The sequence below is a fragment of the Arenibaculum sp. genome (genome assembly GCF_035998295.1).
Taxonomy (GTDB): Bacteria; Pseudomonadota; Alphaproteobacteria; order Azospirillales; family Azospirillaceae; genus DASYHS01.
In genome coordinates this window covers 1-25,577 of record NZ_DASYHS010000025.1, presented here as the reverse complement: position 1 = coordinate 25,577, position 25,577 = coordinate 1, and the positions used below count along the sequence as shown (strand labels likewise).

The window sequence follows — 25,577 nt, the reverse complement described above, 5'->3', positions numbered from 1 at the left end:
CTGGTCGCCGAGCGCCCCGAGGGCCGGAACGTCTATTACCGCGCCCAGCCCGAAGGCCTCGCGCCGCTGGTCGACTGGATGAGCCACTACGGCGTCTTCTGGCGCGAGCGGTTCGCCAACCTCAGAACCCTCCTGAAGGAGATCGATCCATGAACGACGCCGCCTTGAAGCCGGCCACGCAGGACATCGTGGTCGAGGAGATCCTCCCGCATGCGCCGGAGACGATCTGGAAGACGCTGACGACCGGGGAGCTGATCGGCCGCTGGATGATGGTGCCGGCGGGCTTCGAGCCCGTGGAAGGCACGAGCTTCACGTTCCAGACGAGCCCGGCCGGCGCCTGGGACGGCGTCATCCGCTGCCAGGTCCTGGAGGTGGTGCCGAACGAGCGCCTCGCCTATGCCTGGAAGGGCGGACACGAGGGAAACGTCGGCTACGGCTCGCGGCTGGACACCGTCGTCACGTGGACCCTTTCCAGGGCCGATGGCGGAACGCGCCTTCGCCTCGTGCATTCGGGCTTCGTCAGGCCGACGAACGACACCGCCTTCGAGAACATGAGCGAGGGCTGGAAGAAGGTCGTCCGGAACGTCGACGCCGTCGCCGCAGGAGAGAGGACTTAGAACGCCTAACAGAACCATCTCTGGATGAACTTCCAGCAGATGAGACTGGCGGCGAGATGGTGGAAGGCTTCGAAGATATCGGAGCGACGCTCGTAGCGGACGACGATGCGGCGCTGGCGGGCGAACCAGGCCAGCGTGCGCTCAACTACCCATCGGTGCCGCCCGAGGCGTTCGCTGCTGTCGATGCCGCGCCGGGCGATGCGCGGCCGGATCGAGCGCCGCCGCAGGGCCCGCCGACAGTGCGGGAAATCGTAGCCCTTGTCGGCGTGGAGCTTGGCGGGACGTCTGCGTGGCCGGCCTGCGCACTGGCGGATCGGCGGCACGGCATCGATCACCGTCTCGAGAAGCCGGCTGTCGTGGCGGTTGGCCGGGCTGATCCGGATGACGAGCGGGATGCCGTTGGCATCCGTGAGGAGGTGGCGCTTGCACCCCGCTTTGCCCCGATCGGTCGGGTTCGGCCCCGTTCCTTCACCCCCCTTTTTGCCGGCACCGACGCACTGTCCAGAGCCGCTCGCGACCAGTCGATCGCATTGGCGCAGCCGAGCCGGTCGAGCAGAACGCGATGCAGGCGCTCCCAGACGCCGGCCTGCTGCCAGTCCCGCAGCCGACGCCAGCAGGTCATGCCGCAGCCGCAGCCCATCTCGGCCGGCAGCAGTTCCCAGGGGATGCCGGTACGCAGTACGAACAGGATGCCGGTCAGCGCGGCGCGGTCGCTCACACGAGGGCGACCGCCCTGCGGCTTCGGCGGCTCGGTCGGGAGCAGCGGTTCCACCACTGCCCACAACTCATCGGACACAAGCGGTGCGGCCATCCACCTCCAACAGCCGTTCCCGCCTTTTGTTAGGCGTTCTTAAGCGAGGCCCATACCGGCGAAGCCGCCCCTCCCGCCCGTGCGGGAGGGGCGTGCGCATGTCAGGGGACCTGCACGGTGAACTGGCCGGGCATGGTGATGCTGATCGACCCGCCCCAGGCGCAGATGCATTTGGAGCTGTCGTTGAGCGTCGGCATGTTGCCGACCAGGACCGTCGGCGCGCCGACGACCCAGGGGGCGACCGTCATCGGCACGCAGGGCATCGGCGTCAGCACGCCCAGCGCCGCGGCGGTCGCCGCGGCGACGGTGGGGTTGGCCGGGCTGCTGCACATCGCGAAGGGCATCACGTTCACCATCGGGGCGAAGTCCATGATGTTCGCCGCCGGCGGCCCGCCCGCCATGACCCTGTTGACCGGCAGCACGCTCAGCGCGCTCGGCGCGGCGCCGAAGCTGCACTGCAGCAGCGCGCCGGCGACGACCTGGGTTCCCATTCCTCGTTCCTCCCTGCGTCTCAGCGCTTGAACGGCAGCCAGCGGCGCCTGGCGTCGCCGAGCGGTTCCGGCGGGCCTTTCGCGATCCCGGCCTCGAACACGATCCTCTCCTTCGGCTTGCCCGCCTCGTCGAAGACCAGCGTCTCGCCCTGCTTGAGGCCGCCTTGCCAGGGCGTGCGCTGGCGCAGGGCGCCGTTGTCCCAGTATTCCAGCACCTCGCCCTCGATGCGGCCGTCGCGGTAGGGCTCGACCCGGATCAGGCGGCCGTCGGGGGAGAAGGTCTCGGACGGGCCGTTCCGCCGCCCCGCCACGAACCGGCTGACCGCGATCACCCGGCCGCCGGGATCGAAGCTGCGCACCTCACCGTCGAGCAGGCCGTCGACATAGGTCATCTCAGCCTGCGGGCGTCCGTCCTGGAAGATCCGGAACGGCCCGTGCAGCACGCCGGCGCGGAAGCTCATGCTGAGCCGCAGGTTCCCGTCCTCGTCGAACTCGACCAGTTCGCCGTCGGGGACGCCGTTCACGGTGGAGAGGCGGCGCAGCAGCCGTCCTTCGGCGTCGCGGGTCTCGATGACCTCGTGCGCCGCCTGCGCCTGCGCCTGCGTGTCCGCGGTCAATTCACCTTCACCAGTCCGCCCTTGAGTTCCAGCATGCCGCCGCCGTCGATCTTGCCCATCGCCGAGCCCTTGGCCTCCAGCATCGCGCCGGCCTGGACGGTCAGGTTCGCGCTCGACTTCACGGTCGTGTTCAGCCCCTCGATGGTGGCGTCGGTCGAGGCCTTGGCGGTCAGCGCGGTCCCGGCCTCGATGCTGAACGCCGTGCCCGATTTCAGCGTCAGCGAGCCGCCGGCCTCGATCGTGACGTTGCCGTCGACCTTGAGCGTGAAGTTGCCGGTCACGTTGTGGGTGAAGGCGGCCTCGTTGGTATGCGTCTCGTCCCCGGTCACGGTCACCGAGCGCGTGCCCTTGACGGTGTGCGTCTCCTTGCCGGTGTCGACCGCGACCGTCCGGTCGCCCTTGGTCACGGTCAGGGTGTGGTTGCCCTCGGTGATCGTGACCGTGCGGCTGCCCTTGTCGAGGGTCAGCAGGTCGTCGCTCTCCTTGATGGTGGTCGTGCGCTTGTTGGTGATGGTCTCGGTCCGGTCGTTGAGGATCGTGACCGTCATGTCCTTCTGGGCCTGGACGAAGACCTCCTCGCTGTCCTTCTTGTCCTCGAAGCGGATCTCGTTGAAGCCGCCGCCGCCCTTGGAGCTGTTGGACTTGACCGTGCTCTTCGTCTGCTCGCCCGGCAGGGCGTAGGGGACGGGCTGCTCGCCGTTGTAGACGCAGCCCGTCACGATCGGCCGGTCGGGGTCGCCCTCAAGGAAGCTGACGATCACCTCCTGGCCGATGCGCGGCAGGAAGATCGCGCCCCAGTTCTTGCCCGCCCAGCCCTGGGAGACGCGGATCCAGCACGAGCTGTTCTCGTCCTTGGTGCCGAGCTGGTCCCAGTGGAACTGGACCTTGATCCGGCCGTGCTTGTCGGTCCAGATCTCCTCGCCGGCCTTGCCGGTCACGATCGCGGTCTGGGTGCTGACGATCCGGGGCCGCGGCGTGCGGCGCGGCGGGCGGAACACCGCGTCGGCGGGGTAGGCGGTGAAGGCGTTCGCGTATTCGCGCCGGCGCACCTCGTGGCTGACGGTGTGGAGCACGTAGGCCGCGTTCAGGTCGGCGCGGGGGTGCTTCTCCAGCGTGAACTTGAGGCCGGCGGCGAAGCCGCGCACCCGGCCCGAGCCGCTGACGCGCTTGGCCGGCGCCTCCAGCTCGGCCATGCGGACCTTGGCGAAGGCGTCGCCGAGGTTCTTCTTCAGGTAGTTGCCGGGATACTCGTAGATCTGGAACTTGGCCGCCGCCCCGGTCACCTGGGCCTTCAGCTCGGTCGAGGGCGTCTCGAAGTTGAAGTCGTCGGCCTGGTACTTGCCGCTGACGACCCGGTGCTCCAGCACGAAGTCCTCGACCCGGTCGACGTCGATCCATTCCTTGCCGGTCGGCACCGGGTTGAAGGGGACCGTCGCCTTGACCGGGATGTCGACATGCGCGCTGGCGTCGTCGGCCAGCACCATGGTGTGCTTGCCGTCCTCGTGGGTGAAGAAGTAGTAGATCCCTTCCTCTTCCATCAGGCGGCACACGAAGTCGAAATACGTTTCCTGGTACTGGACGCAGTACTCGCGCACCTCGTAAGTCGCGGTCAGCGAATCCTTGAAGTCGGTGAAGCCCAGCTCGCCGAACACCGCCTTGATGATGTCCGGGGCGTTCTTGTTCTGGAAGATGCGGCTGTCGGTCGTGAAGGTCATCAGCCACGGCCAGGGCCGCAGCTCCGCATGGTAGGTGCGGCCGGACTGGGTCGCCCGGCCGCAGATGCCGTTGACGTAGCGCTTGGCCCCGTCCGGCCCGGTCAGCGTCACCGTGACCGGCTGGCCGATCAGTGCCGACAGGTCCAGGTCCATCGCGTCCGCCGACATGGTCAGGCGGAACTCGAACAGATCGGAGACGTATTCCTCGCCTGTCATCTCGATCAGGATCAGCGCGTCCTTGCCGAGCGGCGTCATCACCGAGAGCGAGGAGTTGTCCTGGGTCGGACCGGTCATCGCGCGCGGCCCCCGGCCGGGTTGCCGAACTGGTAGACGAGGCGGCCATCGGCGGGATCGATGTCGATGTGGACGATGTCGATCGGCTCGCCGTCGGCGAGACGGTCGAGGATGCCGCCCGACAGCTCGGGCAGCAGGGTGTTGGTCAGGATGTGGTCGATCGCGCGCGCACCGCTGTCGGTCTCGTGGCAGCGTTCGGCGATGGCCGCGACCACCGCCTCGGCGCAGGTCAGCTCGGCGCGGTGGGTGGCGGCGAAGCGCTCCTGGATGCGGGCCAGCTTGAGGCGGGCGATCTCGCGGATGCGCGCGTCGCTCAGCGGCAGGTAGGGCACCACGACCATGCGGCCGAGCAGCGCCGGCTTGAAGTGGCGCACCAGCTCGGGGCGGATGGTCCGGGCGACGGCCTCGGCGTCGAGCGGGCCGCCGGAGCGGCGCATCAGCTCGACGATGCCGTCGGTGCCGAGATTGGAGGTCAGCAGGATCACGGTGTTGCGGAAGTCGACCTGGACCCCCTCGCCGTCCTCCAGCACGCCCTTGTCGAACACCTGGTAGAACAGCTCCAGCACGTCCGGGTGGGCCTTCTCGACCTCGTCCAGCAGGACGACGCTGTAGGGGTGGCGGCGCACCGCCTCGGTCAGGACGCCGCCGCGGCCGTAGCCGACATAGCCCGGCGGCGCGCCCTTGAGGCCGGAGACCGAATGCGCCTCCTGGTATTCCGACATGTTGATGGAGATCATCGCCCGCTCGCCGCCGAACAGCAGGTCGGCGAGCGTGGCCGCGGTCTCGGTCTTGCCGACGCCGGACGGGCCGACCAGCAGGAACACGCCGGTCGGCTTGCCCGGCTCGCCCATCGCGGCGTAGTAGGTCTGGATGCGCCGGCATATGGCGTCCAGCGCCGTGTCCTGGCCGACGATCCGCTCGCCCATGCGCGCGCGCAAGGTGCGCACCGTCTCGACGTTGTCGGTCAGCATGCGGCCGACCGGGATGCCGGTCCAGCCCGACACGACCGCCGCGACGCCGCGGTGGTCGACGCAGGCCGGCACCATCGGCTCGTCCTCCTGGATCGCGTCCAGCTCCAGGCGCAGCCCGTCCAGGTCGCCGACCACGCGCGCGAAGTCCGGCCCCTTGAGGGAGGGCAGCTCCTCCTCCTGCTCGCGGATGCGGCGCACGAGCTGCGCTTCCTGGGTCCAGCGCTGGGTCAGGCGCTCGCGCTCGTCCTCGGCGCGCTCGCGCTCGTCCGACAGGCGCTCGATCCGCTCGGAATGGTCGCGCCCGGCGGCGGTCTCGCGCGACAGGATCGCGATCTCGGCGCCCAGGCTCTCGACCCGGCGGGTCGCGGCCAGCAGGGCCGGCGGCGGGCCGGACTGGGCGATCGCGACCCGGGCCGAGGCGGTGTCGAGCACGCCGATCGCCTTGTCGGGGAGCTGGCGGCCGGGCATGTAGCGGTGCGAGAGCCGGACCGCGTCCGCGACCGCCTCGTCCAGGATGCGCACGCCGTGGTGGCGCTCCAGCTTGGGCACGAGGGCGCGCAGCATCTCCACCGCGCCGGCTTCGTCCGGCTCCTCGACCTTGATGACCTGGAAGCGCCGCGCCAGCGCCGGGTCCTTCTCGAAGTATTTCTTGTACTCGGCCCAGGTCGTCGCCGCGATGGTGCGCAGCTCGCCGCGCGCCAGCGCCGGCTTCAGCAGGTTGGCGGCGTCGCCCTGGCCGGCCTGGCCGCCGGCGCCGATCATGGTGTGCGCCTCGTCGATGAACAGGATCACCGGGACCGCCGAGCCGGCCACCTCCTCGATCACCTGCTTCAGCCGGTTCTCGAACTCGCCCTTGATGCCGGCCCCGGCCTGGAGCAGGCCCAAATCGAGGATGCGCACCGAGACCCGGGCCAGCGCCGGCGGCACGGTGCCGTCGACGACGGCCTGGGCGAAGCCCTCGACCACGGCGGTCTTGCCGACCCCGGCCTCGCCGGTCAGGATCGGGTTGTTCTGGCGGCGGCGCATCAGCACGTCGACGAGCTGGCGGATCTCCGCGTCGCGGCCGACGATCGGGTCGATGCGGCCGGCGCGCGCCTGGGCGGTCAGGTCGATCGTGTAGGCGTCCAGCGCCGGGCTGGAGGCACCCGCGGCGCGGCCGCCGGGCCGCGCGGACCCGGCCCCGGCGCCGAACCCCGCGCCGGTCCCGGGGGCGGCGGCGGGGGCGTTGCGGTCCTCGGCGCTGCCGCGCACCAGCTCGCCCAGATCCTCGGCCAGGCGGCCGCGCGGGATGCGCGAGAGCAGGGGGACCGCCTCCAGCAGCAGGGCGCGCAGCCCGTCATGGTCGACCAGCGCCTTCAGGAGCGAGCCGGAGCGGATCGCCGTGTCGCCGAGCGCCAGGGACGAGACGACCCACGCCTCCTCCAGCAGGGTCAGCAGATGGGCCGAGAGCGCCGGAGTGCGCGCGTTGCCGCGCGGCAGCCGCTCCATCGCGGTGGTGAGCTGGCGCGAGAGCTGGGCTTGGTCGACGCCGTAATGGCGCAGGATCTGCGCGACGTCGGTGCCGGGCGGGTCGAGCAGGCGGATCAGCAGGTGCTCGACCTCGACCGAGAAATGGGTCTGGGCGAGGCACAGCTCCGCGGCCGTCTCCATGGCCCTCTTGCAGACGGGGTTCAGCTTGCCGATCAGGGCCTTGACGTCGGACATGTGCGATGGACCGGTACCGGAGGGCGGCGGGATGCCCGGCCATCATAAGGGCAATCGACCGGCGGCTCCAGGGATCAACCAGGGGGCTGGCGCAGGCCGGGTCGCGCGCCGGTACCGCCATTTTTCCCGGAGGTGCATACGATTCGGCTCGACATGACGGCGACGGTCCCCATGCTGGGAAAGGCCCCCACCCGACCGACCGAAGGAGACCGCATGACCGGCTGCGCGGCCGATTGCCCCCGTACCCTGCCCGCCGCCCTCAGGACCATACTGCCCCGCCTGGCCCCGGGCGCCGATCCCGGCGCGCTGGTGTCGTGCCGGAGCTGCTCCGGCAGCAACGCCGTCTACCGCCTGGGCTTCGCCCATGGCGACGACCTGATCGTGAAGATCGCGAGCCATCCCGAGCTGGTGCGCGGCTTCGCGCCCGAACGGACCGCCGCGCGCCTCGCGCGCCAGGCCGGGCTGCTGGCGCCCGACCACCTGCCGGCCGTTTCCGCCCCCGATGCCGCCCCCGGGGGAATCACCTTCGTGGCCTATCCACGCATCGGCCTGCCGACGCTGGCCGACCTGTGGCCGCGCCTGTCCTGGCAGCGGCCCGGCGCGCTGACGAGCTGGGGCGCGCTGATGCGCTGCCTGCACGAGATCCGCCTGCCGGGCGCCGGGCCGCTGCCGCAGGCGGTCTCCGGCAGCCGGACGCCGTCCGCCTTCCTGGGCGACGATTTGGAGCGGCGGCTCGGCCGCGCGGTCCGCGCCGGCTGGCCCGAGGGGGTCCCGGCGCTCGAGAAGCTGGGAGAGGCGGTCGGGCGCCGGTCCGCGCGGCTGGACGCGCGCGGGGTCGTCCTGAACCACGGCGACCTGTTCGCCCCCAACCTCTTGTGCGAGGCCGACGGCCCGGTCCGCTGCGTCGGGCTGCTCGACCTCGAGGACGCGCTGGCGGCGCCGCCGGAGGCCGACCTCGCGCGCACCGAGCTGCTGCACGGGCCGCTGTTCGGCAACCCGCTGCCGCAGGGGTGGTTCGACCTCGTCCTCGCCGGCTACGGCGGCGACGTCGACCGCGGGCTGATCGCCCTGTTCCGGGCGTACCACCTGCTCAACATGGCCTATCACTGCGCCATCACCGGCAATCCCGGCTATGCCGGCGTGATGGCCGAGGACCTGGTGCGGGGCCTGGACGCCGGCAGCCTCGACTGAGGCGGGTCAGCCGGTTCGCAGGAGCAGGGCCGCGGCCACGACGGCGATGAGCAGCAGGAAGGCGGTCCCGGCCGACTGCCAGTCCGTCAGCCGCGACTCCAGGGCGGCGAGGCCGTCCTCCACGAGGCGCCGGACGTCGGGCGGGCGGACCCGGGTCCGGGCGGCCCGCAGCCGGCCGACGGCCGCCTTCGCCATCGGCCCGAGCGGGGCCGCCAGCACAACGACGTCGCCCGCCGGCACCGAGACGCCGCGCAGCCGGCCCCGAAGCGCGAAGGCCGCCAGGGCGAGGGCGGCGCCGGCCAGCACCGGCCACAGCCCGTCCCACAGGACCGAGGGTTCCAGCGCGTGGGCCGGGCCGGCGAGCCACCAGGCCGCCGCCTGGGAGGCGACGAGGGCCGCGAGCCACGGCGCGGCGAGGCCGGCGTGCGCATGCCCGTGCGCATGTCCGGGGCCATGCCCATGGTGCGGCGCCCGGTGCAGCATCAGCAGGAAGCGGGCGAGCAACAGGGTCGTCCCGATGGCCGAGAGGCCGACCAGCGTCCCCACCGCGCCGTGGCCGGCGACCTCCTTCAGCGCGTGCTTCGCCGCGCCGCCGGCCGCGAGCGGCAGGCCGGCGACGCTCAGCGCCGCCGCCGCCTGCCCGGCCAGCACCAGCCGCCGCCCCGCCGCCGAGCCGGCGGCGTCGTGCAGGCCGGCGCCCATGAACAGGGCGCCCTTGGCCAGGCCGTGGTGGAGCGCGTAGAGGGCGGCCGCCGCCACCGCCGCGCCCGCCCGGCCCGGCTCGGCCAGTCCCGCGCCGACGGCGACCGCGGCGATGCCCATCTGGCTCATGCTGGAATAGGCCAGGATGGTCTTGGGATGGGTCTGGGCCAGGCCGGCCGCGATGCCCCAATACGCGGTCAGCAGGCCCAGCCAGGCCAGTCCCCAGCCCCAGTCCGCCATCGGTGCCGTGCCCAGCGGCAGGAAGGAGAGCAGGCCGAACAGGCCCGCCTTGATCATGGCGCCGCTCAGGACCGCCGAGGCCGGGGCCGGGGCGGTGCCGTGGGCGAGCGGCAGCCAGACATGCAGCGGCACCAGCCCGAGCTTGATGCCGAACCCCGCGACCAGCAGCAGGACCGTCGCGTCCCGCAGGGGGGCCGCCGCGAGGGCCACGCGCATGTCGGCCACCAGCAGGCTGTCGGCGGCGTGGGACGCCAGCAGGAAGCCGAGGAGCAGGCAGGTCTCCGACAGCACGGCCAGGACGATGTAGACGCGGCCGGCGCGGCGCGCGGCGGGCGTGCCCTCCTGGACGACCAGGGCGTAGGCCGCGAGCGACATCAGGCCGAAGAACAGGTAGAAGCTGATCGCGTCCCGGGCCAGCAGGAGGCCGAGATTGCCGGTCATGGTCGCGAGCCACAGCCCGAAGAAGCGGTGGCGCTGGGCGGCGCCGAGATAGGAGCGCGCGTACCACCCCGCGAGCGCCCACAGCAGCGCCGTGAACCCCAGGAACACCCGGGCCGTCGGGTCCGCGCCCAGCCGCACGCCGAGCAGCAGCGCGTCCAGCGAGGCGGCGCCGGTGCCGTCCGCGGCCAGCGCCAGCGCCAGGGCGGGCAGGGGGGCCGCCGGCAGCAGCCGTTCCACGGCCGGGCGCAGGCGCGCCGACAGCACGGCCAGCGCCAGCGCCAGGGGCAGCCCGACCGAGAGCGCGAGCAGGACATGCCCGGAGACCCCGGTCACGGCGCGTATCCCCGCTCGACGATCAGCCGGGTCCAGCTCAGCGGGCTCAGCTCCGTCGCGGCCAGCAGGCCGACCAGGAGCGCGGCGAGGGAGGTCGCGACCGGCGGCAGGAACATGCCGGCATCGGTCTCGTAGCGGCGGCCGGGCCTCATCTCCTCCCACGGGCCCGCCGGCGGCAGGAACCAAGCCCGGTAGACCAGGGGCAGGAAATAGGCGGCGTTCAGCAGGCTGCTGACCGCCAGGACCAGGATCACCCAGGCGTGGCCCGCCTCCAGGCTGCCGATGCCGAGATACCATTTGCTGACGAAGCCCGCGACCGGCGGGACGCCGATCATGCCGAAGGCCGCGATGCTGAAGGCCAGCATCGTCCAGGGCATGCGCGGGCCGAGGCCGTCCATCTGGTCGATCCGGTGGACGTGCACCGTCTCGGCGAAGGCGCCGGCGCAGAAGAACAGCGTCACCTTCATCAGCCCCTGGTGGACGAGATGGACCAGGCCGCCGATGGCGGCCGTCGGGCCGCCGAGCGCCACGCCGAGGACGATGTAGGAGACCTGGCTGACCGTGGAATAGGCGAGCCGCCGCTTGATGTCGGACTGGGTCAGGGCGCGCACCGAGCCGTACAGGATCGTGGCCGAGGCGGCGGCGGCGAGCGGGACGCCCAGCCCGAGCCCCTCGACCGCGTCGATGCCGTAGACGTCGAAGATGACCCGGACGATGCCGAAGGCGCCCGCCTTGACCACCGCCACCGCGTGCAGCAGGGCGCTGACCGGCGCCGGGGCCACCATGGCCGAGGGCAGCCAGGAATGCAGCGGCACCAGGGCCGCCTTCACGGCCAGCCCGCCGACCAGCAGGACGAAGGCGGCGCGCAGCGCGTCGGGCGTCGTGCGGCGCATCTCCTCCAGGGCGCCGGCCCGGGTGAACTCGATCGGGCCGACCATGCTCTCCAGCCACACGATCCCGACCAGCAGGACGATGCTGCCGGCCAGGGTGTAGGCGAGGTATTTGCGCCCGCCGGCCAGGGCCGCCGGGTCGCCGCGATGGACGACCAGCGGATACGTCGCGAGCGTCAGCAGCTCGTAGAAGAAGAAGAAGGTGATCGGCGTGCCGGCCAGCGCGATCCCCGTCGTCGCGACGACGCACAGGCTGAAGAACGCGAAGAAGCGGTTCTGGTCCGGGGTGCCGGCGAGGTAGCTCAGCGCGTAGACCGTGGTTGCCAGCCACAGGACCGCCGAGAGCGTCAGGAACAGCAGCGACAGCGCGTCGACGCGCAGCAGCAGCTCCAGCCCGGGGACCAGGGCGAAGCGCGCCTCGTAGGTGGCGCCCGCCGCCACGCCGCGCAGCAGCAGGAACACGAGCACGACCTTCGCCGCGGCGCCGGCGACGTTGATCACGGTCCTGGCCCGCGCGGCGCGCTCGGGCAGCAGGAACATCAGGACGCTCGGCACCAGCGAGGTCGCCAGGATCAGGACCGGCAGCAGGGCGGACAGGGTCATTCCAGCCCCTCCTCGGCCGCCGCGGGCCGGCCGATCTGGAGGAGCGCGTAGAGGCCGTAGGGGACGATCCCGAGCGCCACCGAGACCCCGGCGAGCGCCAGCGGCACCACCTGGTGCGACGCCGGCACCGGGCGGATCGCGGGCGGAGCGTCCGGTGCCGCGAAGGTCGACTGGACGGTGCGGAACACGTAGGCGGCGGCGAGCAGCCCGCCCGCCAGCATCACGGCCGCCCAGACCCACTGCCCGCCGGCGAGTGCCGCCGTCAGCAGCAGCCATTTGGCGATGAAGCCCCCGCTCGGCGGCAGGCCCATCAGCGACAGCCCGGCGGCGCCGAAGGCGAAGACCGTCATCGGCAGCGCGCGCGCGGCACCGGCGAGGCCGGCGATGCGGTCGTGGCCGAAGGCGTGCAGGATCGTCCCCGCCGCCAGGAACATCGCCGCCTTGGCCGAGGCGTGCGACACGGCGTGGAAGATGCCGCCGATCCAGGCACCCGCGGTCCAGGGCTGGGCGCCGGTCTCGCTGCCGGCCAGCGGGAACATCAAGAACAGGTAGCCGAGCTGGGCCACCGTCGAATAGGCGACTAGCAGCTTGAGCCGGACCTGGCGCAGGGCCAGCACGGAGCCCCAGAGGATCGCGGCCGCGCCGAGCGCGCCTAGGAGCTGCGCCGCCGCCACACCCGTCGTCGGCGCCAGCACGTCGAACCAGAGCCGGACGACGACGTAGAAGGACGCCTTGACGACGAGGCCGGACAGCAGCGCCGAGGCGGGGGCGGGCGCCGAGGCATGGGCGGCGGGCAGCCAGAAATGCAGCGGGAACAGCGCCGTCTTGGCGAGCAGGCCGGCCGTCACCAGCGCGGTCGCGGCCCAGGTCGCGGGCTGGGGGCCGACGACGGCGGCCAGCAGCGCCATGTCCAGCGTGCCGTAGGCGCCGTAGAGCAGCGCCGTGCCCAGGAGATAGGCGGCCGAGCCGAGCAGCGCCGTCAGCAGGTAGCGCATCCCGGCCACGAGCGCCTCGGGACGGCCCTCGATCGTCGCGAGCGCGACGGCGGTCAGGCTCACCAACTCCAGCGCGACGTACAGGTTGAACAGGTCGGCGCCGAGGAAGACGGCGTTGAGCCCGCCCCACAGCAGCAGGAGCAGGGGCCAGAACAGGGCGCCGGCGCGGGTCGCGCGGCCCGGCGGGTCGGCGAACTCGGCGCGCGCGTGCAGGCCGACCGCGCCGGCGACGACGGCCGCGACCAGCACGAGGGCCGCCGCGAGCCCGTCGGCGCGCAGGCGGATGCCGAGCGGGACCTCCCAGCCGCCGAGCGCGTGGCCGACCTGGCCATGGGTCGCGACCTGGAGGGCCAGTGCCGCGGCGGCGGCGAGCGTGGCGGCCGCGGCCCAGGGAAAGACGTGGCGCGCACGCGGCCCGAGCACCAGGGCGAGGGCGGCGAAGGCCAGCGGCACCGCCAGCGTCCATACCGCCCAGGGCACCCCCGGGCCGATCAGCGCGCCGGGCATTCCCTCCATCCCAGGGGCCGGGCTCAGGGGTCGGGGTCCGCGGACGCCCGCGGCAGGCTGACCCGGCCGGTCGCCCGGTGGAGCCGCAGCGCCAGCGTGAGGGCGAGCGCCGTCGCCGACAGGGCGACGACGATGCCGGTGATCGCGAGCGCGTGGGGCACCGGGTCGGAGCCGGCCTCCGGGGCGCGGCGGGCCAGCCCGCCGAACACCAGGAAGATGCCGCTGCCCAGCACGTTGAAGGCCACGATCTGGCGGACGAGGTGGCGGCGCGCCAGCAGCCCGTGGACGCCGAGCGCCACGAGCCCGATGCCGACGAGGGCGAAGAACGGGCCCTGGGTCACGGCGCATCCTCCGGAAGGCCGAGGACGAGCAGCAGCAGGATGGCGGCCAGCGAGACGGTCAGCGTCGCCTCGATCGCGAGGATCAGCGCCTTGGCCGCGTCGGGGGGATATCCGAGGAAGGTGCCCGTCGTCGCGATGCCGGCGAGGCCGACGCCGAGGAAGGTCGCGAAGCCCGCGACCGACAGGAGCCGGACGGCCGTTCCCCCGGGTCCGCACCCCGCGGCCGGGGGTGCCCCGACCAGGCCGGCGAAGCGCAGCAGCAGGACGGTCGCGGCCAGCACCGTCGCGGCCTGGAACGCGCCGCCGGGGGCCTCGGCCCCGGTCCAGAACAGGTAGGCCGCGACCAGCACCCCGACCGGGCCGGCCAGGCGCGCGAAGCCGGCCAGCGCCGGCTCGGCCGGGGCGGGCTGCGGTCGCGCCCGGCCAGCCTCGTCGGGGACCAGAGACCAGACGCCGGCCAGGGCTGCCAGCAGCACCGCGACCTCGAGCAGGGTGTCGTAGCCGCGCAACGACAGCAGCACCGCGGTGACGGGGTTGCCGACGCCGGACGCCTCCAGCGAGGCCGCGGCCTCCAGGGCCAGCCCGGGGTCGCGGGGCGGCAGGCTCAGCACGGCCGCCGCGAGGCCGGCGCCCAGGGCCGCGCACAGGGCGGCCAGCACCGCGCGGGCCAGGCGCCCCGTGCCTTCCTCCCGCTCATCCGTCATGCCGGCCGCCTCCGTCCCCGTTCCCGTTGGGCGACGGGTGGCGGCGCAGCCGGGCATGGGCGCCGAGCAGGAGCGCGCCGGTCAGCCCGGCGCCGACGGCGGCCTCGGCGAGGGCCACGTCGGGGGCGGCCAGGCGCACCCAGGCCAGGGCCATCACCAGGCCGTAGACGATGTAGAGCACGATGCCGGAGAACAGGTCCCGCTCGGCCGTGGCCCGCCAGCCCAGCGCGAGCAGGCTCGACGCCAGCAGCAGGTCGAAGGCCCAGCCCAGCACCGTCATGGCCGCGGCCCGCCGGCGCCGTCGCTCCCGGTGCCGTCGCCGTCCTGCCGGATCGCCCCGGCCAGGAGCTGGGCGACGGTCGCCGCCGTCGCGAGCGCCAGCAGCCAGATCAGGGCGAGCTGGAGCATGTCGGTCCAGCTTCCGGCGCGCAGCGCGAGGCCGGCGACGACGAGGCCGAGGCCGAGATTGTCCGCCTTGGTCAGCGCGTGCAGCCGGGTGAGGGTGTCGGGAAAGCGCAGCAGGCCGACCGTGCCGGCCAGGAAGAAGCCGGCGCCCGCCAGGACCAGGACCGCGCAGGCGGCGTCGGCGAGGCTCATCGCGCGGCCCCGCCGCGCAGGAAGGCGACCACGGCCACGGCCGCGAACAGGGCCAGGACCAGGGCGACGTCGCGGGCGGCGGGGCCGGCCCCCGCCTCGGCCAGGAGCAGCAGGATCGCCACGCCGCCGGTCCCGAAGAGCTGCGCCGCCAGCATGCGGTCGAACCGGGTCGGCCCGCGCAGGACCCGCGCCAGCCCCGCGACCATGGTCAGCAGTAGGAAGACGGCGACGCCCATCAGGAACTCAGCCATCGCCGCGTTCCTTCCCCGGCGCAAGCAGGCGTTCGAAGCGGCGCTGCGTGCGCGCGACATGCGCATCGACGGGCTGCGAGGCGTCGAGCACGTGCAGGTGCAGCCGGTCCCCCGCCGTGCCGACGGGCAGCGTCCCGGGCATCAGGCTGACCGCGCCGACGAACGTGGTGCGCACCGGGCCGGGCGGCAGCGCCAGCGGCAGGTCGAGGAAGCCGGGGCGGAGCGGCGGGTGCGGCGCGAAGGCGCGCCATGCCACGTCGACGCCGCCGCGCAGCGACTGCCACAGGAAGTCGGGCAGGACCGCCGCGACGCCCGCGAGGCGCCAGCGCCGGTCCGCGGGCGGTGACAGGGCGAGGCTGGCCCCGGCCGCCAGGGCCGCGGCGAGCACGCCGAACGCTTGGTCGCCGGGGGCGCCGCCGGTCATGGCGGCCCAGGCGATGGCCGCGAGCGCGAAGCGGAGCAGGCCGGCCGGGACGAGGCGTGCCGGGCGGTTCCTGCCGGTACGGTTTCTCATGACGATGGAAACGGGCGCCGGGGGCGAGTGTTCCTACGTCATGCGCCCCCGGCGGACCGGGTGGCCGAGACATGGGAGAGGACGACATGCGCCTTTCGACGACGGTCCTTGCGGCGGCTCTTGCGACGGCATCGGCGCTCGCCATCGCCGCTCCGGTCCTCGCCCAGGCACCGGGGCCGGATGCCGCGGCGGTCGGGCCCGAGACGATCCCCGACCTCGACGAGGGGATCGTGCGCATCCTGCTGACGGCCGAGGGTTTCGAGACCGTCGGCGACCTGGCGAAGGAGGACGGCGCCTACATCGGGACCGCCACGCGCGACGGCGAGGAGGTGGCGGTGCGCGTCGACGCCAAGACCGGCGAGGTCTCGACCGGGAGCGACTAGGCCTGCGCGTCCGCCGGACCGGGAACCCTGGTCGGTTCGGGATCTATATGGATCGTCCGACGCATCCTATGGATGGGGATCGGGGAACCCATGTCTTTGCGCCAATGCGGCGAGGATCTTGTCCTTGTCGGAGATGAAAGCCCGTCCCTCGTATGTGCCCGTCTGGTGGGGAGAGGTCTCGCCATCCGCCAATATCAGCAGAGGCAGCGCCTGGTTTTCCTCTCCCACCAGTTCCACCACCGGGTGTCTCGGCCGGGGCCATGCTATCCTCTCGATTGCAAGACGGGTGGCCAGTTCAGGAAAAGAAGCCAGTACGCCTTCCAGGAGGGCGCAATGCCAGCAATAGAATGTCTGGCCAGGGTAGGCCGGATCTTCAAAGCCTGGCCGCAGCAAATACAATCTGTCGCGCTGCATTCGTTTTCCTGACTGCCGCATGAACCGGTATGTTGCCGCCCGAAGCGGCTGAGATCCGCTATTTTCGCATCATATGCAGTTCCGTGGCAAGAAGACACGAACCTGTGTGCACGGTCATCGCATTTGGCCGAGGATGGATCTTGCGAAGTCGTTGGACCATCCTGAGCGCTTTCGTTTGCGCCGGATCGAGATTTCGGGGCGGGCGCGTCGGAGGACGTTGAGGGCGAGCTTGCGCAAGGTGGCGAGGTTTTCCGGGCCGTGGTCCTTGCGGTTTCGGGCACGATCCTCGTCGAAGGTAACGTCGAGCACCCAGTGCAAGCTGTTCTCGACCGCCCAGTGAGCGCGCGCGGCCTGCAGGTAGGCCGCGGGCGACAGCGCGCGGGAGGAGAGGTGGCAGTGCCGGGTCGTGGTGGTCTTGCCGCGGTGCTCGACGGTGGTCTCGATCAGGCCCAGGCAGGTCATGTCGGGTAGCAGCACCGGCTCGCTCGAAGCCGATTTCGGCCCGCGCAGCCAATCGAGGTCATGGCTGACCCAGGCCCGCCGGATCTCGATCCGGCCGTGGTCGGCATCGGTGGTGGCGGCGGCCGCCAAGCCGGCGCGGAGGTCGGGATCGGCGAAGTACTCGTCGACCATGGCGTGCAAGGCGGGGTGGTTGGCCTTCAGCCGCAGCAGGTAGTCGCCGCCACGGTCGCGGATCACCTGGGCGGTCTCCTTCTGGCAGTGGAGGGCGTCGGCGGTGACCAGTTGGCCCGAGAGATCCAGGCATTCCAGCAGGGCGCGGGCAGCCAGGATCTCGCTGTCGCCCTCGGCCACGCGGAAGCTCTGCTGCCCCAGCACCAGGCGCGAGGCCGAGGCGAACGCGGTCACCACCGCCAGCGGGTTGCCGCGCGCCGCATCGTCGAACGAGCGGCGCAGCGTCTTGCCGTCGATGGCCACCACCCCCTCGCCCGCGGCTCCCAGCCCGTCCAGAAAGCGTCCGAAGCAGGCCGAGAACGCGGCCGGGTCGAGCAGGCGGAAGATGCGCGAGAAGGTGTCGTGGCTCGGCACCCCGTTCTCCAGCCGCAGAAACTCGCGGAACAAGTCCTCCCGGTCCACCGCGAAATCGGCGAAGTCCGAACAGCTTTCCGCCCCGCAAACCGAAGCGGTCAGCGCGATCGTCAACACCTCCAGCAGATCGTGCCGCTTGGCGTTCCCGGTCCGCGGGTCCGGCAGGCCATCGAACGCGTTCTCGAACCACGTCATCAGGGACCTCTCTTGCCACAGCTGGCCCCCTACAGAATCCTTTTCAGATCTCCGCGCCACCCAATTTTCTCAAATGCGATTCCCCTGCCCTCTCCCGTGCAACGGGAGAAGGTGGGAGGTGAGGGAAAATGCTCGAAAGCCCTCACCCTCCCACCGCTTCGCGGCGGGCCCCACCCTCTCCCGCGTTGCGGGAGAGGGTGAAGGGGGAAGGGTTTTTGTCCTGTCAGGCGGTCTTTACGGCGTCGAGGAACTGGCGGACCTCGTCGCGCAGGGTGGAGAAGCGGTCCTGGAGCAGGGCGGAGACCGCGACCGTCTCGTTGGCGGCGTTCGACACCGCCTGGGAGGCGTCGGAGGCGACGCGGATGTTCGCGGTCACGATGTCGGCGCTCTGCGCGGCGCCGCCGACCTGGTGCGCGATCTCGGCGGTGGCGCCGAGCTGCTGCTCGACCGCGCCCGCGATCGTCACGGCCCGCTCGTCCAGGGCGGCGATCGTCTCCGAGATCAGGCGGATCGCGGTCACGGTGTCGCCGGTGACGGACTGGATGCTGCGGATCTGGCCGGCGATATCCTCGGTCGCACGCGCGGTCTGGTTGGCGAGGTTCTTCACCTCCGAGGCGACGACGGCGAAGCCCTTGCCGGCCTCGCCCGCCCGCGCGGCCTCGATCGTGGCGTTCAGCGCCAGCAGGTTGGTCTGGCCGGCGATCTCGTTGATCAGGCTCGTCACCTCGCCGATCTTGGAGGCGGCGGCGGCCAGCGTCTCGACCGTGCGCCGGGTCGCCTCGGTCTTGGAGATCGCGTCCCGCGCCATCTCGACCGAGCCCTGCACCGTCTCGGCGATGGCCCGGATCGAGGTCGACAGCTCGGTCGCGGCGGCGCTCGCCACCGACACGTTCTCGGCCGCGCGGCCGGCGGCGTCGGCGACGTTGACGTTGCAGCCGTCGGCGCGGATCGCGCCCTCGAGCACGGTGTGCGCGCCGGCCTGCATCTGGCTGGCCGAGGCCGAGACCTCCTCGACGACGCGCTGGACGCGGCCGTCGAAGCCGGCGGCGAGCTCCGTCAGGCGGGAGGCGCGCGCCACCTCGGCCTTGCGGCCGGCGACCTGCTCCGCCTCCAGCCGCTCGCGCTCGGCCGCGTTCGTCTTCAGCACCTCGACCGCGCGGGCCAGCTCGCCGACCTCGTCCCGGCGCGCGAGGCCGGGAACGGCCAGCGTGTAGTCGCCGTCGGCGAGGCGGGTGACGAGCCGGGTCAGCTGTTCGAGCGGCGTGCTGAAGGAGGCGACGACGAGGTACAGGGCCGCCATCACGAAGCCGAGCACCACGACGCCGCCGCCGACCTGCCACAGCGCCTGTTCGGTGATGCGGTCCTCCAGCCGTCCGGTCCCGAGGCGCAGCACGTATTCCCCGATCTGCTGCTGCTGCCCCTCCTCGCCGGCCAGGATCGGGCGCACCTCCTCGATGAAGCCGTCCGTGCGTTCCAGGTCGCCGTGGCTGGCGACGACGGCGCCCTTGGGGTCGCGCACGAAGCTGGCGAGGAAGTCCGGGTCGGCCGACGGCGCCTGGACGACCTCGGCCACCTGCTGGTCGTCGAAGTCGAACAGCGGGATCGCGACCGAGCGCGCCTGAAGCACCGCCGTGATGCCCGCCCGCGCGGCGAGCGCGTCGCGGGCGTCGCTGGACGCGGTCCGGATGTTGCCGACGATGGCGAGGGAGCCTGCCGCGAGCAGCAGTGCGCCGATCATCGCGAGCGCGCGCTGGCGGATGCCGAGCCGGGCGATGCGGGGTGCGCCCGCGGGCCGTTCCTGGTCCATGCTGGCCTGCCTCAGCCGCCGGACTTCCGGATCTTGGCCGTGCTCGCCTCCAGCCGCGACAGCACGCCTTCGGCATCCGGGGTCTTCTTGGAGACCACGTAGAAGAGGTCGACGCTGGAGATCGGCTTGGAGGTCAGCCCGTCAGGGGTCTTGCCGCCGAGCGCCTGTTCCATCGGCAGCGTGTACTGGAGCAGCAGCGGCGCCCGCCCGCCGGTCAGGAGCTGGACCGCCTGCTCGGCCGTGCGCGCCTCGACCAGCTCGACCTTGTTGGCGGGATCGTCCATCCACACGCGCCAGCCGCCGTAGGAGTAGCCGCTCAGTACGATCACCTTGAGGCCGGACAGGTCTTCCTTCTTCGTGATCGCGGGGACGTCGCCCAGGCCCCAGGCATGGAGGTTGATCGTCGCGATCGGCTCGGCGCTGGCGACCGTCGTGCCCTCGAAGCTCGGCGGCGACTTCACGCCCATGAACAGGTCGAACTCGCCGTCCGGCAGCGCCTGGAACAGGCGGCGCGGCGGGATCGCCTGCGCGGTGTAGGTGAAGCCGGCATCGGCCGCGACCTTGTCGAGCTGCTCGAACAGGGAGCCGGCCGGGGTCGAGCCCTCGGTATGGGTGAAGGGCGGAAACTCGACGTAGGCGACCCTCAGATGCTGCGCGCCGGCCGGCGCGGCCCAGGCGAGGGCGGCACCGGCCACCGTGGCGCCCGTCAGCGCGACGAACGTCAGCGCCCGGAAAAGCGAAGCAGAAACGCGACCCATGGAGTTCCTCCGCAAACGACGAAATCTGGTCCGCGGGGTCACGCTTCCGGCCACGCGCCCTCTCCCGTCGATACCATAGAGGTACCAATTTCGATCAGGCGCGTTTACTTTTCATTACCGGCCCTTGAAAATTTCACCCGGCGACGACGATCGGAAAGCGACCGGCGACGGGATAGCGGGGGTCGGTGTAGCCGGGCGTGGAGGGATGGCCGGCGGGGACGAGGGCGTCGACGGCGGCCTCGTCCTGCGGCAGGTAGGCATGCGCGAGCGCCTCGAGATAGGGGGGCCACTGCTCGAAGCTGCGCGGGCCGGCCAGCACGCTGGTGACGGCCCGGTTGTTGAGGAGCCAGAGCACGGCGAGATGGGCCGGGTCCATGGAGCGGGCCTCGGCGTGCCGCTTCAGTGCCTGCGCCATCTCCAGCGACTCGGGCCGGAACTCCGTCTCCATCATGCGCTGGTCGGCGCGGCCGGCCCGGGTGCCCGGGTCCGGGGCGGCGCCCGGCGCGTATTTGCCGGTCAGCACGCCGCGGGCGAGCGGCGAGTAGGGGACGACGCCCAGGCCGTAATGCAGGCAGGCCGGGATCAGCTCCACCTCGGCCATGCGGTTGAGGGCGTTGTAGAGCGGCTGGGCCACGACCGGGCGCGGCACGCCGAGCCGGTCGGCGAGGTGGACCATGTCGGCGACCTGCCAGGCGCGGAAGTTCGACAGGCCCCAGTAGCGGACCTTGCCGGCCGCGATCACGTCGCCGATCGTGGCGACGACCTCCTCGTAGGGGGTCGCGTTGTCGTCGCGGTGCAGGTACCAGACGTCGACATGGTCCATGGCGAGCCGGGCGAGGCTGGCGTCGAGCGCCGCCATCATCCATTTGCGGCCGAGCCCGCCGGCGTTGGGGCCCGGTCCCATGGGGTTGCCGACCTTGGTCGCGACGACCCAGGCGTCCCGGTCGGCGCCGACCAGCGCGCCCAGGACCCGTTCGGACTCCCCGGCGTTGTAGACGTCGGCGGTGTCGACGAAGTTCACGCCGACGTCGCGGGCATGGGCGACGATCCGGGCCGCGGTCGCGGCGTCGGCCTGCCCGCCGAACATCATCGTGCCGAGGCAGATCGGCGAGACCAGCAGGCCGCTGCGGCCCAGGGTACGGTACTGCATGGGGGTCCTTCCGGGTGGGGGCGGCTCCATGATGCGGTTTTCCGCCGGGCTGTCCAGCGGGCGAGGGGATTTTCAGCTTCGGGTCGCACAGACGTCCCGGACGCATCCGCGCAGCCAGCGGTGCGCCGGGTCCGCGTCGAGGCGCGGGTGCCAGAGCAGCGAGACCGTGATCTCCGGCACGGGAACCGGGAGGGGGAAGGCGTGCATTCCCGCGCGCAGGCCGCCGGTGTGCCGCTCGGGGACGCTGGCGATCAGGTCGGAGGCCCGGGCCAGGGCCAGCGCGGTCGAAAAACCGCCGACGATGGTGGCGATCTCCCGCGCCAGCCCGAACGGCTTCAGGGCCTCGTCGACCGGCCCCTCCACGAGGCCGCGGCGTGAGACGAGGACATGCCGGCCGGCCGCGTAACGGGCGGGAGTGACCGCGCCCCGGCACAGCGCGTGGCCCATGCGCACGACGCCGATGAAGCGGTCCCGGAACAGCGCCTGGGCGCGGACCTCCGGACCGGTCGCCTTCCCGACGACGCCGGTCTCCAGGTCGACGGTCCCGTCGCGCAGCGGGGCGCTGTCCCTGTCCGGCTTCTGCAGGAAATGCAGGCGCACGCCGGGGGCCTCCCCGGCGGCGCGGGCGACGAGGTCCGGGCCGAAGGTCTCGACGAAGCCCTCGCTGGTCCGCAGCGTGAAGGTCCGGACCAGCCGCCCGAGGTCGAGCGTCCCGGCGGGGCGCAGGATCGCTTCCCCGTCCTGCACGACCCGGCCGACCTGCCCGCGCAGCTCGATCGCCCGGGGCGTGGGAACGAGGCCGCGGCCGGCCCTGACCAGCAGCGGATCGCCCGTCGCCTCGCGCAGCCGCGCCAGCGACCGGCTCATCGCCGAGGGGCTGAGCCGCAGCCGCCGGGCGGCGCCCGCGACGCTGCCTTCGGCGAGCAGCACGTCGAGAACGACGAGCAGGTTGAGATCGGGTCCGGGCATGCGCCGAGCATAGCACCATCCGATCGGGACATGGCGTCAAACGCACGGACGACGTGCAAACGGTGCGCGTTCCGCCATGCCAAACCCGGGGCTACGGTTCCTGAGGCTTCGCCATGGGAGCCGCCGGATCACGGAGTTCACAATGACGCCGATCATCGCGGGACGGGACGGGGCAGCGGCTTCGGCCCGGTGGGCGCTCGCCAGCCTCTCGCTGTCCGTGCTGCTGCCCTCGCTGGGAACCAGCATCGCCAACGTCGCCCTGCCCACCCTGGCGCAGGCGTTCGGCGCCTCCTTCCAGGAGGTCCAGTGGATCGTCCTCGCCTATCTTCTCGCCGTCACGACGCTGGTCGTCAGCGCCGGACGGCTCGGCGACGTCTTCGGCCGCCGGCGGCTGCTGCTGGCGGGCATGGCCCTGTTCACCGCCGCCTCGGTCCTGTGCGGCGCCGCGCCCACGCTCGGGCTGCTGATCGCCGCGCGGGCGGCGCAGGGGCTCGGAGCGGCCGTCATGATGGCCCTCGCCATGGCGTTCGTCGGCGAGACGGTCCCCAAGGCGAAGACCGGCAGCGCCATGGGGCTGCTCGGGACGACATCCGCGATCGGCACCGCCCTCGGCCCGTCGCTCGGCGGCCTGCTGATCACCGAGTTCGGCTGGCGGGCCATCTTCCTGGCCAACGTGCCGCTGGGCATCGCGGCCTTTCTGCTCGCGTATCGCAGCCTGCCCGCCGACCACCGGGCGCCGGCGGCCGGCCGGGCCGGGTTCGACGCCACGGGCACGCTGCTGCTGGCCCTGACGCTCGCGGCCTATGCGCTCGCCGTGACGACGGGGCGCGGCGGCTTCGGTCCGCTCAACATGGCCCTGCTGTCGGCGGCCGTCCTCGGGGCGGGCCTCTTCGTGCTCGCCCAGGCGAGGGCGGCGTCGCCCCTGGTCCGGCTGGCGACGTTCCGCGATCCCGGGCTGGGCGCGAGCCTCGCCATGAGCGCGCTCGTCTCGACGGTGATGATGGCGACGCTGGTGGTCGGGCCGTTCTACCTGTCCCATGCGCTCGGGCTCGACGCGGCCCTCACGGGGCTGGTCCTGTCGGCCGGCCCGCTCGTCGCCGCGCTGGCCGGCGTGCCGGCCGGCCGCGTCGCGGACCGTTTCGGCGCGCGGCGCACGGCCATTGCCGGGGTCGCCGGAATGGCGGCGGGCTCCCTCGTCCTGTCCGTGATGCCGGCGGCCGCCGGCATCCCCGGCTATGTCGGCCCGATCGTCGCGGTCACCGCCAGCTATGCGCTGTTCCAGACGGCCAACAACACCGCCGTCATGACGGATGTCCGCCCCGACCAGCGGGGCGTGGTCTCGGGCATGCTCGGCCTGTCGCGCAATCTCGGGCTGATCACCGGCGCATCGGTGATGGGCGCCGTGTTCGCGTTCGCGTCGGCGACCGACGTTCCGGCGGCGGGGCCGGAGGCCGTCGCGACCGGCATGCGGACCACGTTCGCGGCCGCGGCGGCCCTGATGGCCGTCGCGCTCGCGATCGCGGCCGGGAGCTGCCGCCGCGCGGCGCGCGACCGGCGGCAAGGCCCCGGCCGCGCCGCCGGGTGAGGCGGGGAGATGCGGTCCCGCCGGCTCAGCTCCGGGGGCAGGAAACGCTCTGCTGGGTCAGGATCGTCTGCATCAGCGGCTCGGAGACGACGCCGGTCTGCGGGTACTGGTTGACGCGCTGCCAGGTGCGGATCGCCTGCCGGCTGCGCGGCCCGATCACGCCGTCGATCGGGCCGGAATAGCAGTTGAGGTTCACCAGCGCCGTCTGGACGTCCTTGGCGACGGTGCGCTGCATCTCGTCGCCCAGCGGGATCGACCACCAGCTCTCGGGCACGCTGGCGGCCGCACCGCCGCCCGTGGCGAGCCCCAGGACCAGGGCCAGCGACGCGAGGGGGAGGGAGCGCTTCATGGGGTTGCCTTTCCTTCTACGATCGGCCTTCGTGATCGGCCTTCGTGATCGGCCCGTGCGGTCGGCCCGTGCAGGCGGCCCGTGCAGGCGGCAGGGCCGGTCAGCCGACGATCTGCCAGGACCCGTCCGCCTGCTGGCACGCCTGGCCGACGGCCCGCTCGCTGCGCCCGCCGACGAGGATCGTCTGCTGGAACTCCCGGCAATAGGCGCCGGTCTGGGTCCGTCCTTCGCGCACCGGCGTGACCGTGCCGGAATTGCCGCTGTCGGGGTTCGACCAGGATATCGTCTGGCCGACGGGAGCGGAATAGGCCTGCATCGCCGCGCGGCCGGCCGCCGCCTGGTCGGCGCGGTCGAGCGACCGGCCGAGCTCGCTGCCGACGAAGGCGCCGAGCAGGGTGCCGGCGCCGGTCATGATCAGGGCGCCGGTGCCGCTGCCGAACTGGGAGCCGAGAAGGCCGCCGGCGGCGGCGCCGCCGAGCGCGCCCACGGTCTGCTTGGTGCCGAGGTCGCCGGTCTGGCAGGCGGCGAGGCCGAGGGCGGCGGTGCCGGCGATGATGAGCTTTCTCATGATGGGAGGTCGTTCCGGGTTCGAGGGACGACCGCTCTCTTAGCCGAGCCCCCTCGGACCCGCCTGGGACAAAAACGCGACCCGCCGGAACTCGCTGCGGCACCGGTACTCGTGTACTCTCCGGGGCCGGAGACACCATCGGAGACGCGCGCGTTGAGCGGAATGCCCCTGAAGCGCCGGACCACCGCGGTCATGGTCGCGGACGAGCTGCGCCGGCGGATCATCGCCGGACATTTCAGGGAGGGCGAGCAGCTCCGCCAGGAGGCGGTCGCGGGCGAGCTGGGCGTCAGCCGGATCCCCGTGCGCGAGGCGCTGAAGCAGCTCGAGGCGGAAGGGCTGGTCACGCTGGTGTCGCACCGCGGCGCCGTGGTCTCGAAGCTGTCGCCCGAGGAGATCGCGGAGCTGTTCGAGCTGCGCGCGGTGCTGGAGGCGTGGCTGCTCGGCCTGGCGGTGCCGCGCATGAGCGAGGCGGACCTGGCGCAGGCGGACGAGATCCTGGAGCGCATGGTCGCGAACGAGCGGATCGACCAGTGGGGGGCACTGAACTGGGAGTTCCACATGGCGCTGTACCGGCCCTCGGGGCGGACCGAGACCATGAAGCTCCTGAACCGGGTCCACGGGATGATCGACCGCTACGTGCGGCTCCAGATCTCGCTCACGTCCGGCCAGGTCAAGGCGCACCGGGAGCACCGGCAGCTGCTGGACCTGTGCCGCCGCCACGACGCCGAAGGGGCCGCCCGCGCGCTGGAGGCCCATGTCACCGAGGTCAGGGACGCGCTGCTGCAGCGCCTGCGCGACGGCGAGACGGCCGGGGCCCCGGCGG

The 25,577-nt window shown here is 72.5% G+C and carries 27 protein-coding genes; 5 read left to right on the top strand and 22 right to left on the bottom strand.

The window, feature by feature from the left end:
* Positions 1 to 149 precede the first annotated feature (149 nt).
* Positions 150 to 617 (top strand): SRPBCC family protein, encoded by a 468-nt coding sequence (locus VGO20_RS02435; RefSeq protein WP_327500690.1) that lies wholly within the window; start codon positions 150 to 152, stop codon positions 615 to 617.
* A 5-nt stretch (positions 618 to 622) separates the two neighbouring features.
* Here the strand turns inward: VGO20_RS02435 and VGO20_RS02430 are convergent.
* The 5 genes from VGO20_RS02430 to tssH form a co-directional block, all read right to left on the bottom strand.
* A protein-coding gene (locus tag VGO20_RS02430) for an IS5 family transposase (RefSeq protein WP_327500689.1) occupies positions 623 to 1,428 on the bottom strand; the annotation gives its coding sequence in 2 pieces (ribosomal slippage) (positions 623 to 1,101 and positions 1,101 to 1,428; 807 coding nt in all).
* Between the two features lie 101 nt (positions 1,429 to 1,529).
* A complete protein-coding gene (locus VGO20_RS02425) occupies positions 1,530 to 1,919 on the bottom strand; it encodes a DUF4280 domain-containing protein (RefSeq protein ID WP_327500688.1) in 390 nt (129 codons plus the stop codon).
* A 20-nt stretch (positions 1,920 to 1,939) separates the two neighbouring features.
* A complete protein-coding gene (locus tag VGO20_RS02420) occupies positions 1,940 to 2,536 on the bottom strand; it encodes a toxin-antitoxin system YwqK family antitoxin (RefSeq protein WP_327500687.1) in 597 nt (198 codons plus the stop codon).
* Complete coding sequence (locus tag VGO20_RS02415; protein WP_327500686.1) at positions 2,533 to 4,545, bottom strand: type VI secretion system Vgr family protein; 2,013 nt, start codon at positions 4,543 to 4,545, stop codon at positions 2,533 to 2,535. The genes VGO20_RS02420 and VGO20_RS02415 overlap by 4 nt, the downstream gene beginning before the upstream one ends.
* On the bottom strand, positions 4,542 to 7,220 hold the full coding sequence (gene tssH / locus VGO20_RS02410) for a type VI secretion system ATPase TssH (RefSeq protein ID WP_327500685.1): 2,679 nt from the start codon (positions 7,218 to 7,220) through the stop codon (positions 4,542 to 4,544). Before tssH ends, VGO20_RS02415 begins: the two co-directional genes overlap by 4 nt.
* A gap of 213 nt (positions 7,221 to 7,433) precedes the next feature.
* Here tssH and VGO20_RS02405 point away from each other — a divergent pair, with 213 nt between their 5' ends.
* The gene (locus tag VGO20_RS02405; RefSeq protein ID WP_327500684.1) at positions 7,434 to 8,411 is read left to right on the top strand and encodes a phosphotransferase family protein; all 978 of its coding nucleotides are present in this window, start codon (positions 7,434 to 7,436) and stop codon (positions 8,409 to 8,411) included.
* Positions 8,412 to 8,417: 6 nt separating this feature from the next.
* On the opposite strand, the gene VGO20_RS02400 is transcribed toward VGO20_RS02405, so the two are convergent.
* Genes VGO20_RS02400 through VGO20_RS02360 form a run of 9 tightly spaced genes read right to left on the bottom strand, consistent with a single transcriptional unit; the run spans position 8,418 to position 15,529 of the window.
* Positions 8,418 to 10,127, bottom strand: a complete 1,710-nt coding sequence (locus VGO20_RS02400; protein ID WP_327500683.1) for a complex I subunit 5 family protein — start codon at positions 10,125 to 10,127, stop codon at positions 8,418 to 8,420.
* Positions 10,124 to 11,620, bottom strand: a complete 1,497-nt coding sequence (locus tag VGO20_RS02395) for a complex I subunit 5 family protein (RefSeq protein ID WP_327500682.1) — start codon at positions 11,618 to 11,620, stop codon at positions 10,124 to 10,126. The genes VGO20_RS02400 and VGO20_RS02395 overlap by 4 nt, the downstream gene beginning before the upstream one ends.
* Entirely contained in the window at positions 11,617 to 13,122 is a 1,506-nt protein-coding gene (locus VGO20_RS02390) for a complex I subunit 5 family protein (RefSeq protein ID WP_327500681.1), read from the bottom strand. Before VGO20_RS02390 ends, VGO20_RS02395 begins: the two co-directional genes overlap by 4 nt.
* A 23-nt stretch (positions 13,123 to 13,145) precedes the next feature.
* A complete protein-coding gene (locus VGO20_RS02385) occupies positions 13,146 to 13,463 on the bottom strand; it encodes an NADH-quinone oxidoreductase subunit K (RefSeq protein ID WP_327500680.1) in 318 nt (105 codons plus the stop codon).
* Positions 13,460 to 14,167 (bottom strand): Na(+)/H(+) antiporter subunit B, encoded by a 708-nt coding sequence (locus VGO20_RS02380; protein ID WP_327500679.1) that lies wholly within the window; start codon positions 14,165 to 14,167, stop codon positions 13,460 to 13,462. The genes VGO20_RS02385 and VGO20_RS02380 overlap by 4 nt, the downstream gene beginning before the upstream one ends.
* On the bottom strand, positions 14,157 to 14,447 hold the full coding sequence (locus tag VGO20_RS02375; protein WP_327500678.1) for a Na(+)/H(+) antiporter subunit B: 291 nt from the start codon (positions 14,445 to 14,447) through the stop codon (positions 14,157 to 14,159). Before VGO20_RS02375 ends, VGO20_RS02380 begins: the two co-directional genes overlap by 11 nt.
* Entirely contained in the window at positions 14,444 to 14,764 is a 321-nt protein-coding gene (locus VGO20_RS02370; RefSeq protein ID WP_327500677.1) for a cation:proton antiporter, read from the bottom strand. Before VGO20_RS02370 ends, VGO20_RS02375 begins: the two co-directional genes overlap by 4 nt.
* Positions 14,761 to 15,015: an MrpF/PhaF family protein gene (locus VGO20_RS02365; protein WP_327500676.1), complete on the bottom strand. Its 255-nt coding sequence runs from the start codon at positions 15,013 to 15,015 to the stop codon at positions 14,761 to 14,763. Before VGO20_RS02365 ends, VGO20_RS02370 begins: the two co-directional genes overlap by 4 nt.
* On the bottom strand, positions 15,008 to 15,529 hold the full coding sequence (locus tag VGO20_RS02360) for a Na+/H+ antiporter subunit E (RefSeq protein WP_327500675.1): 522 nt from the start codon (positions 15,527 to 15,529) through the stop codon (positions 15,008 to 15,010). Before VGO20_RS02360 ends, VGO20_RS02365 begins: the two co-directional genes overlap by 8 nt.
* An 86-nt stretch (positions 15,530 to 15,615) precedes the next feature.
* On the opposite strand from VGO20_RS02360, the gene VGO20_RS02355 reads away from it, so the two are divergent.
* The gene (locus VGO20_RS02355; RefSeq protein WP_327500674.1) at positions 15,616 to 15,912 is read left to right on the top strand and encodes a hypothetical protein; all 297 of its coding nucleotides are present in this window, start codon (positions 15,616 to 15,618) and stop codon (positions 15,910 to 15,912) included.
* Positions 15,913 to 15,978: 66 nt separating this feature from the next.
* Here VGO20_RS02355 and VGO20_RS02350 read toward each other — a convergent pair whose 3' ends face one another.
* The 6 genes from VGO20_RS02350 to VGO20_RS02325 form a co-directional block, all read right to left on the bottom strand.
* Positions 15,979 to 16,326 (bottom strand): DUF3088 domain-containing protein, encoded by a 348-nt coding sequence (locus tag VGO20_RS02350; protein WP_327500673.1) that lies wholly within the window; start codon positions 16,324 to 16,326, stop codon positions 15,979 to 15,981.
* A gap of 114 nt (positions 16,327 to 16,440) precedes the next feature.
* A complete protein-coding gene (locus VGO20_RS02345; protein WP_327500692.1) occupies positions 16,441 to 17,571 on the bottom strand; it encodes an ISAs1 family transposase in 1,131 nt (376 codons plus the stop codon).
* Between the two features lie 220 nt (positions 17,572 to 17,791).
* Positions 17,792 to 19,375 carry a methyl-accepting chemotaxis protein gene (locus VGO20_RS28685; RefSeq protein ID WP_327500672.1) on the bottom strand — a complete coding sequence of 528 codons (1,584 nt, stop codon included), beginning with the start codon at positions 19,373 to 19,375 and terminating at the stop codon, positions 17,792 to 17,794.
* Between the two features lie 11 nt (positions 19,376 to 19,386).
* Entirely contained in the window at positions 19,387 to 20,133 is a 747-nt protein-coding gene (locus VGO20_RS02335) for a substrate-binding periplasmic protein (protein WP_327500671.1), read from the bottom strand.
* Positions 20,134 to 20,266: 133 nt separating this feature from the next.
* Positions 20,267 to 21,283 carry an aldo/keto reductase gene (locus VGO20_RS02330; RefSeq protein ID WP_327500670.1) on the bottom strand — a complete coding sequence of 339 codons (1,017 nt, stop codon included), beginning with the start codon at positions 21,281 to 21,283 and terminating at the stop codon, positions 20,267 to 20,269.
* 72 nt (positions 21,284 to 21,355) lie between these two features.
* Entirely contained in the window at positions 21,356 to 22,252 is an 897-nt protein-coding gene (locus VGO20_RS02325) for a LysR family transcriptional regulator (RefSeq protein WP_327500669.1), read from the bottom strand.
* Between the two features lie 142 nt (positions 22,253 to 22,394).
* Here VGO20_RS02325 and VGO20_RS02320 point away from each other — a divergent pair, with 142 nt between their 5' ends.
* Positions 22,395 to 23,837: an MFS transporter gene (locus tag VGO20_RS02320; RefSeq protein WP_327500668.1), complete on the top strand. Its 1,443-nt coding sequence runs from the start codon at positions 22,395 to 22,397 to the stop codon at positions 23,835 to 23,837.
* A 25-nt stretch (positions 23,838 to 23,862) separates the two neighbouring features.
* On the opposite strand, the gene VGO20_RS02315 is transcribed toward VGO20_RS02320, so the two are convergent.
* Positions 23,863 to 24,186, bottom strand: a complete 324-nt coding sequence (locus VGO20_RS02315) for a peptidoglycan-binding domain-containing protein (protein ID WP_327500667.1) — start codon at positions 24,184 to 24,186, stop codon at positions 23,863 to 23,865.
* Between the two features lie 100 nt (positions 24,187 to 24,286).
* A complete protein-coding gene (locus VGO20_RS02310) occupies positions 24,287 to 24,754 on the bottom strand; it encodes an RT0821/Lpp0805 family surface protein (RefSeq protein ID WP_327500666.1) in 468 nt (155 codons plus the stop codon).
* Positions 24,755 to 24,916: 162 nt separating this feature from the next.
* On the opposite strand from VGO20_RS02310, the gene VGO20_RS02305 reads away from it, so the two are divergent.
* Positions 24,917 to 25,577, top strand: a 661-nt coding sequence (locus VGO20_RS02305; RefSeq protein WP_327500691.1) for a GntR family transcriptional regulator, incomplete at its 3' end; no start/stop codon positions are given.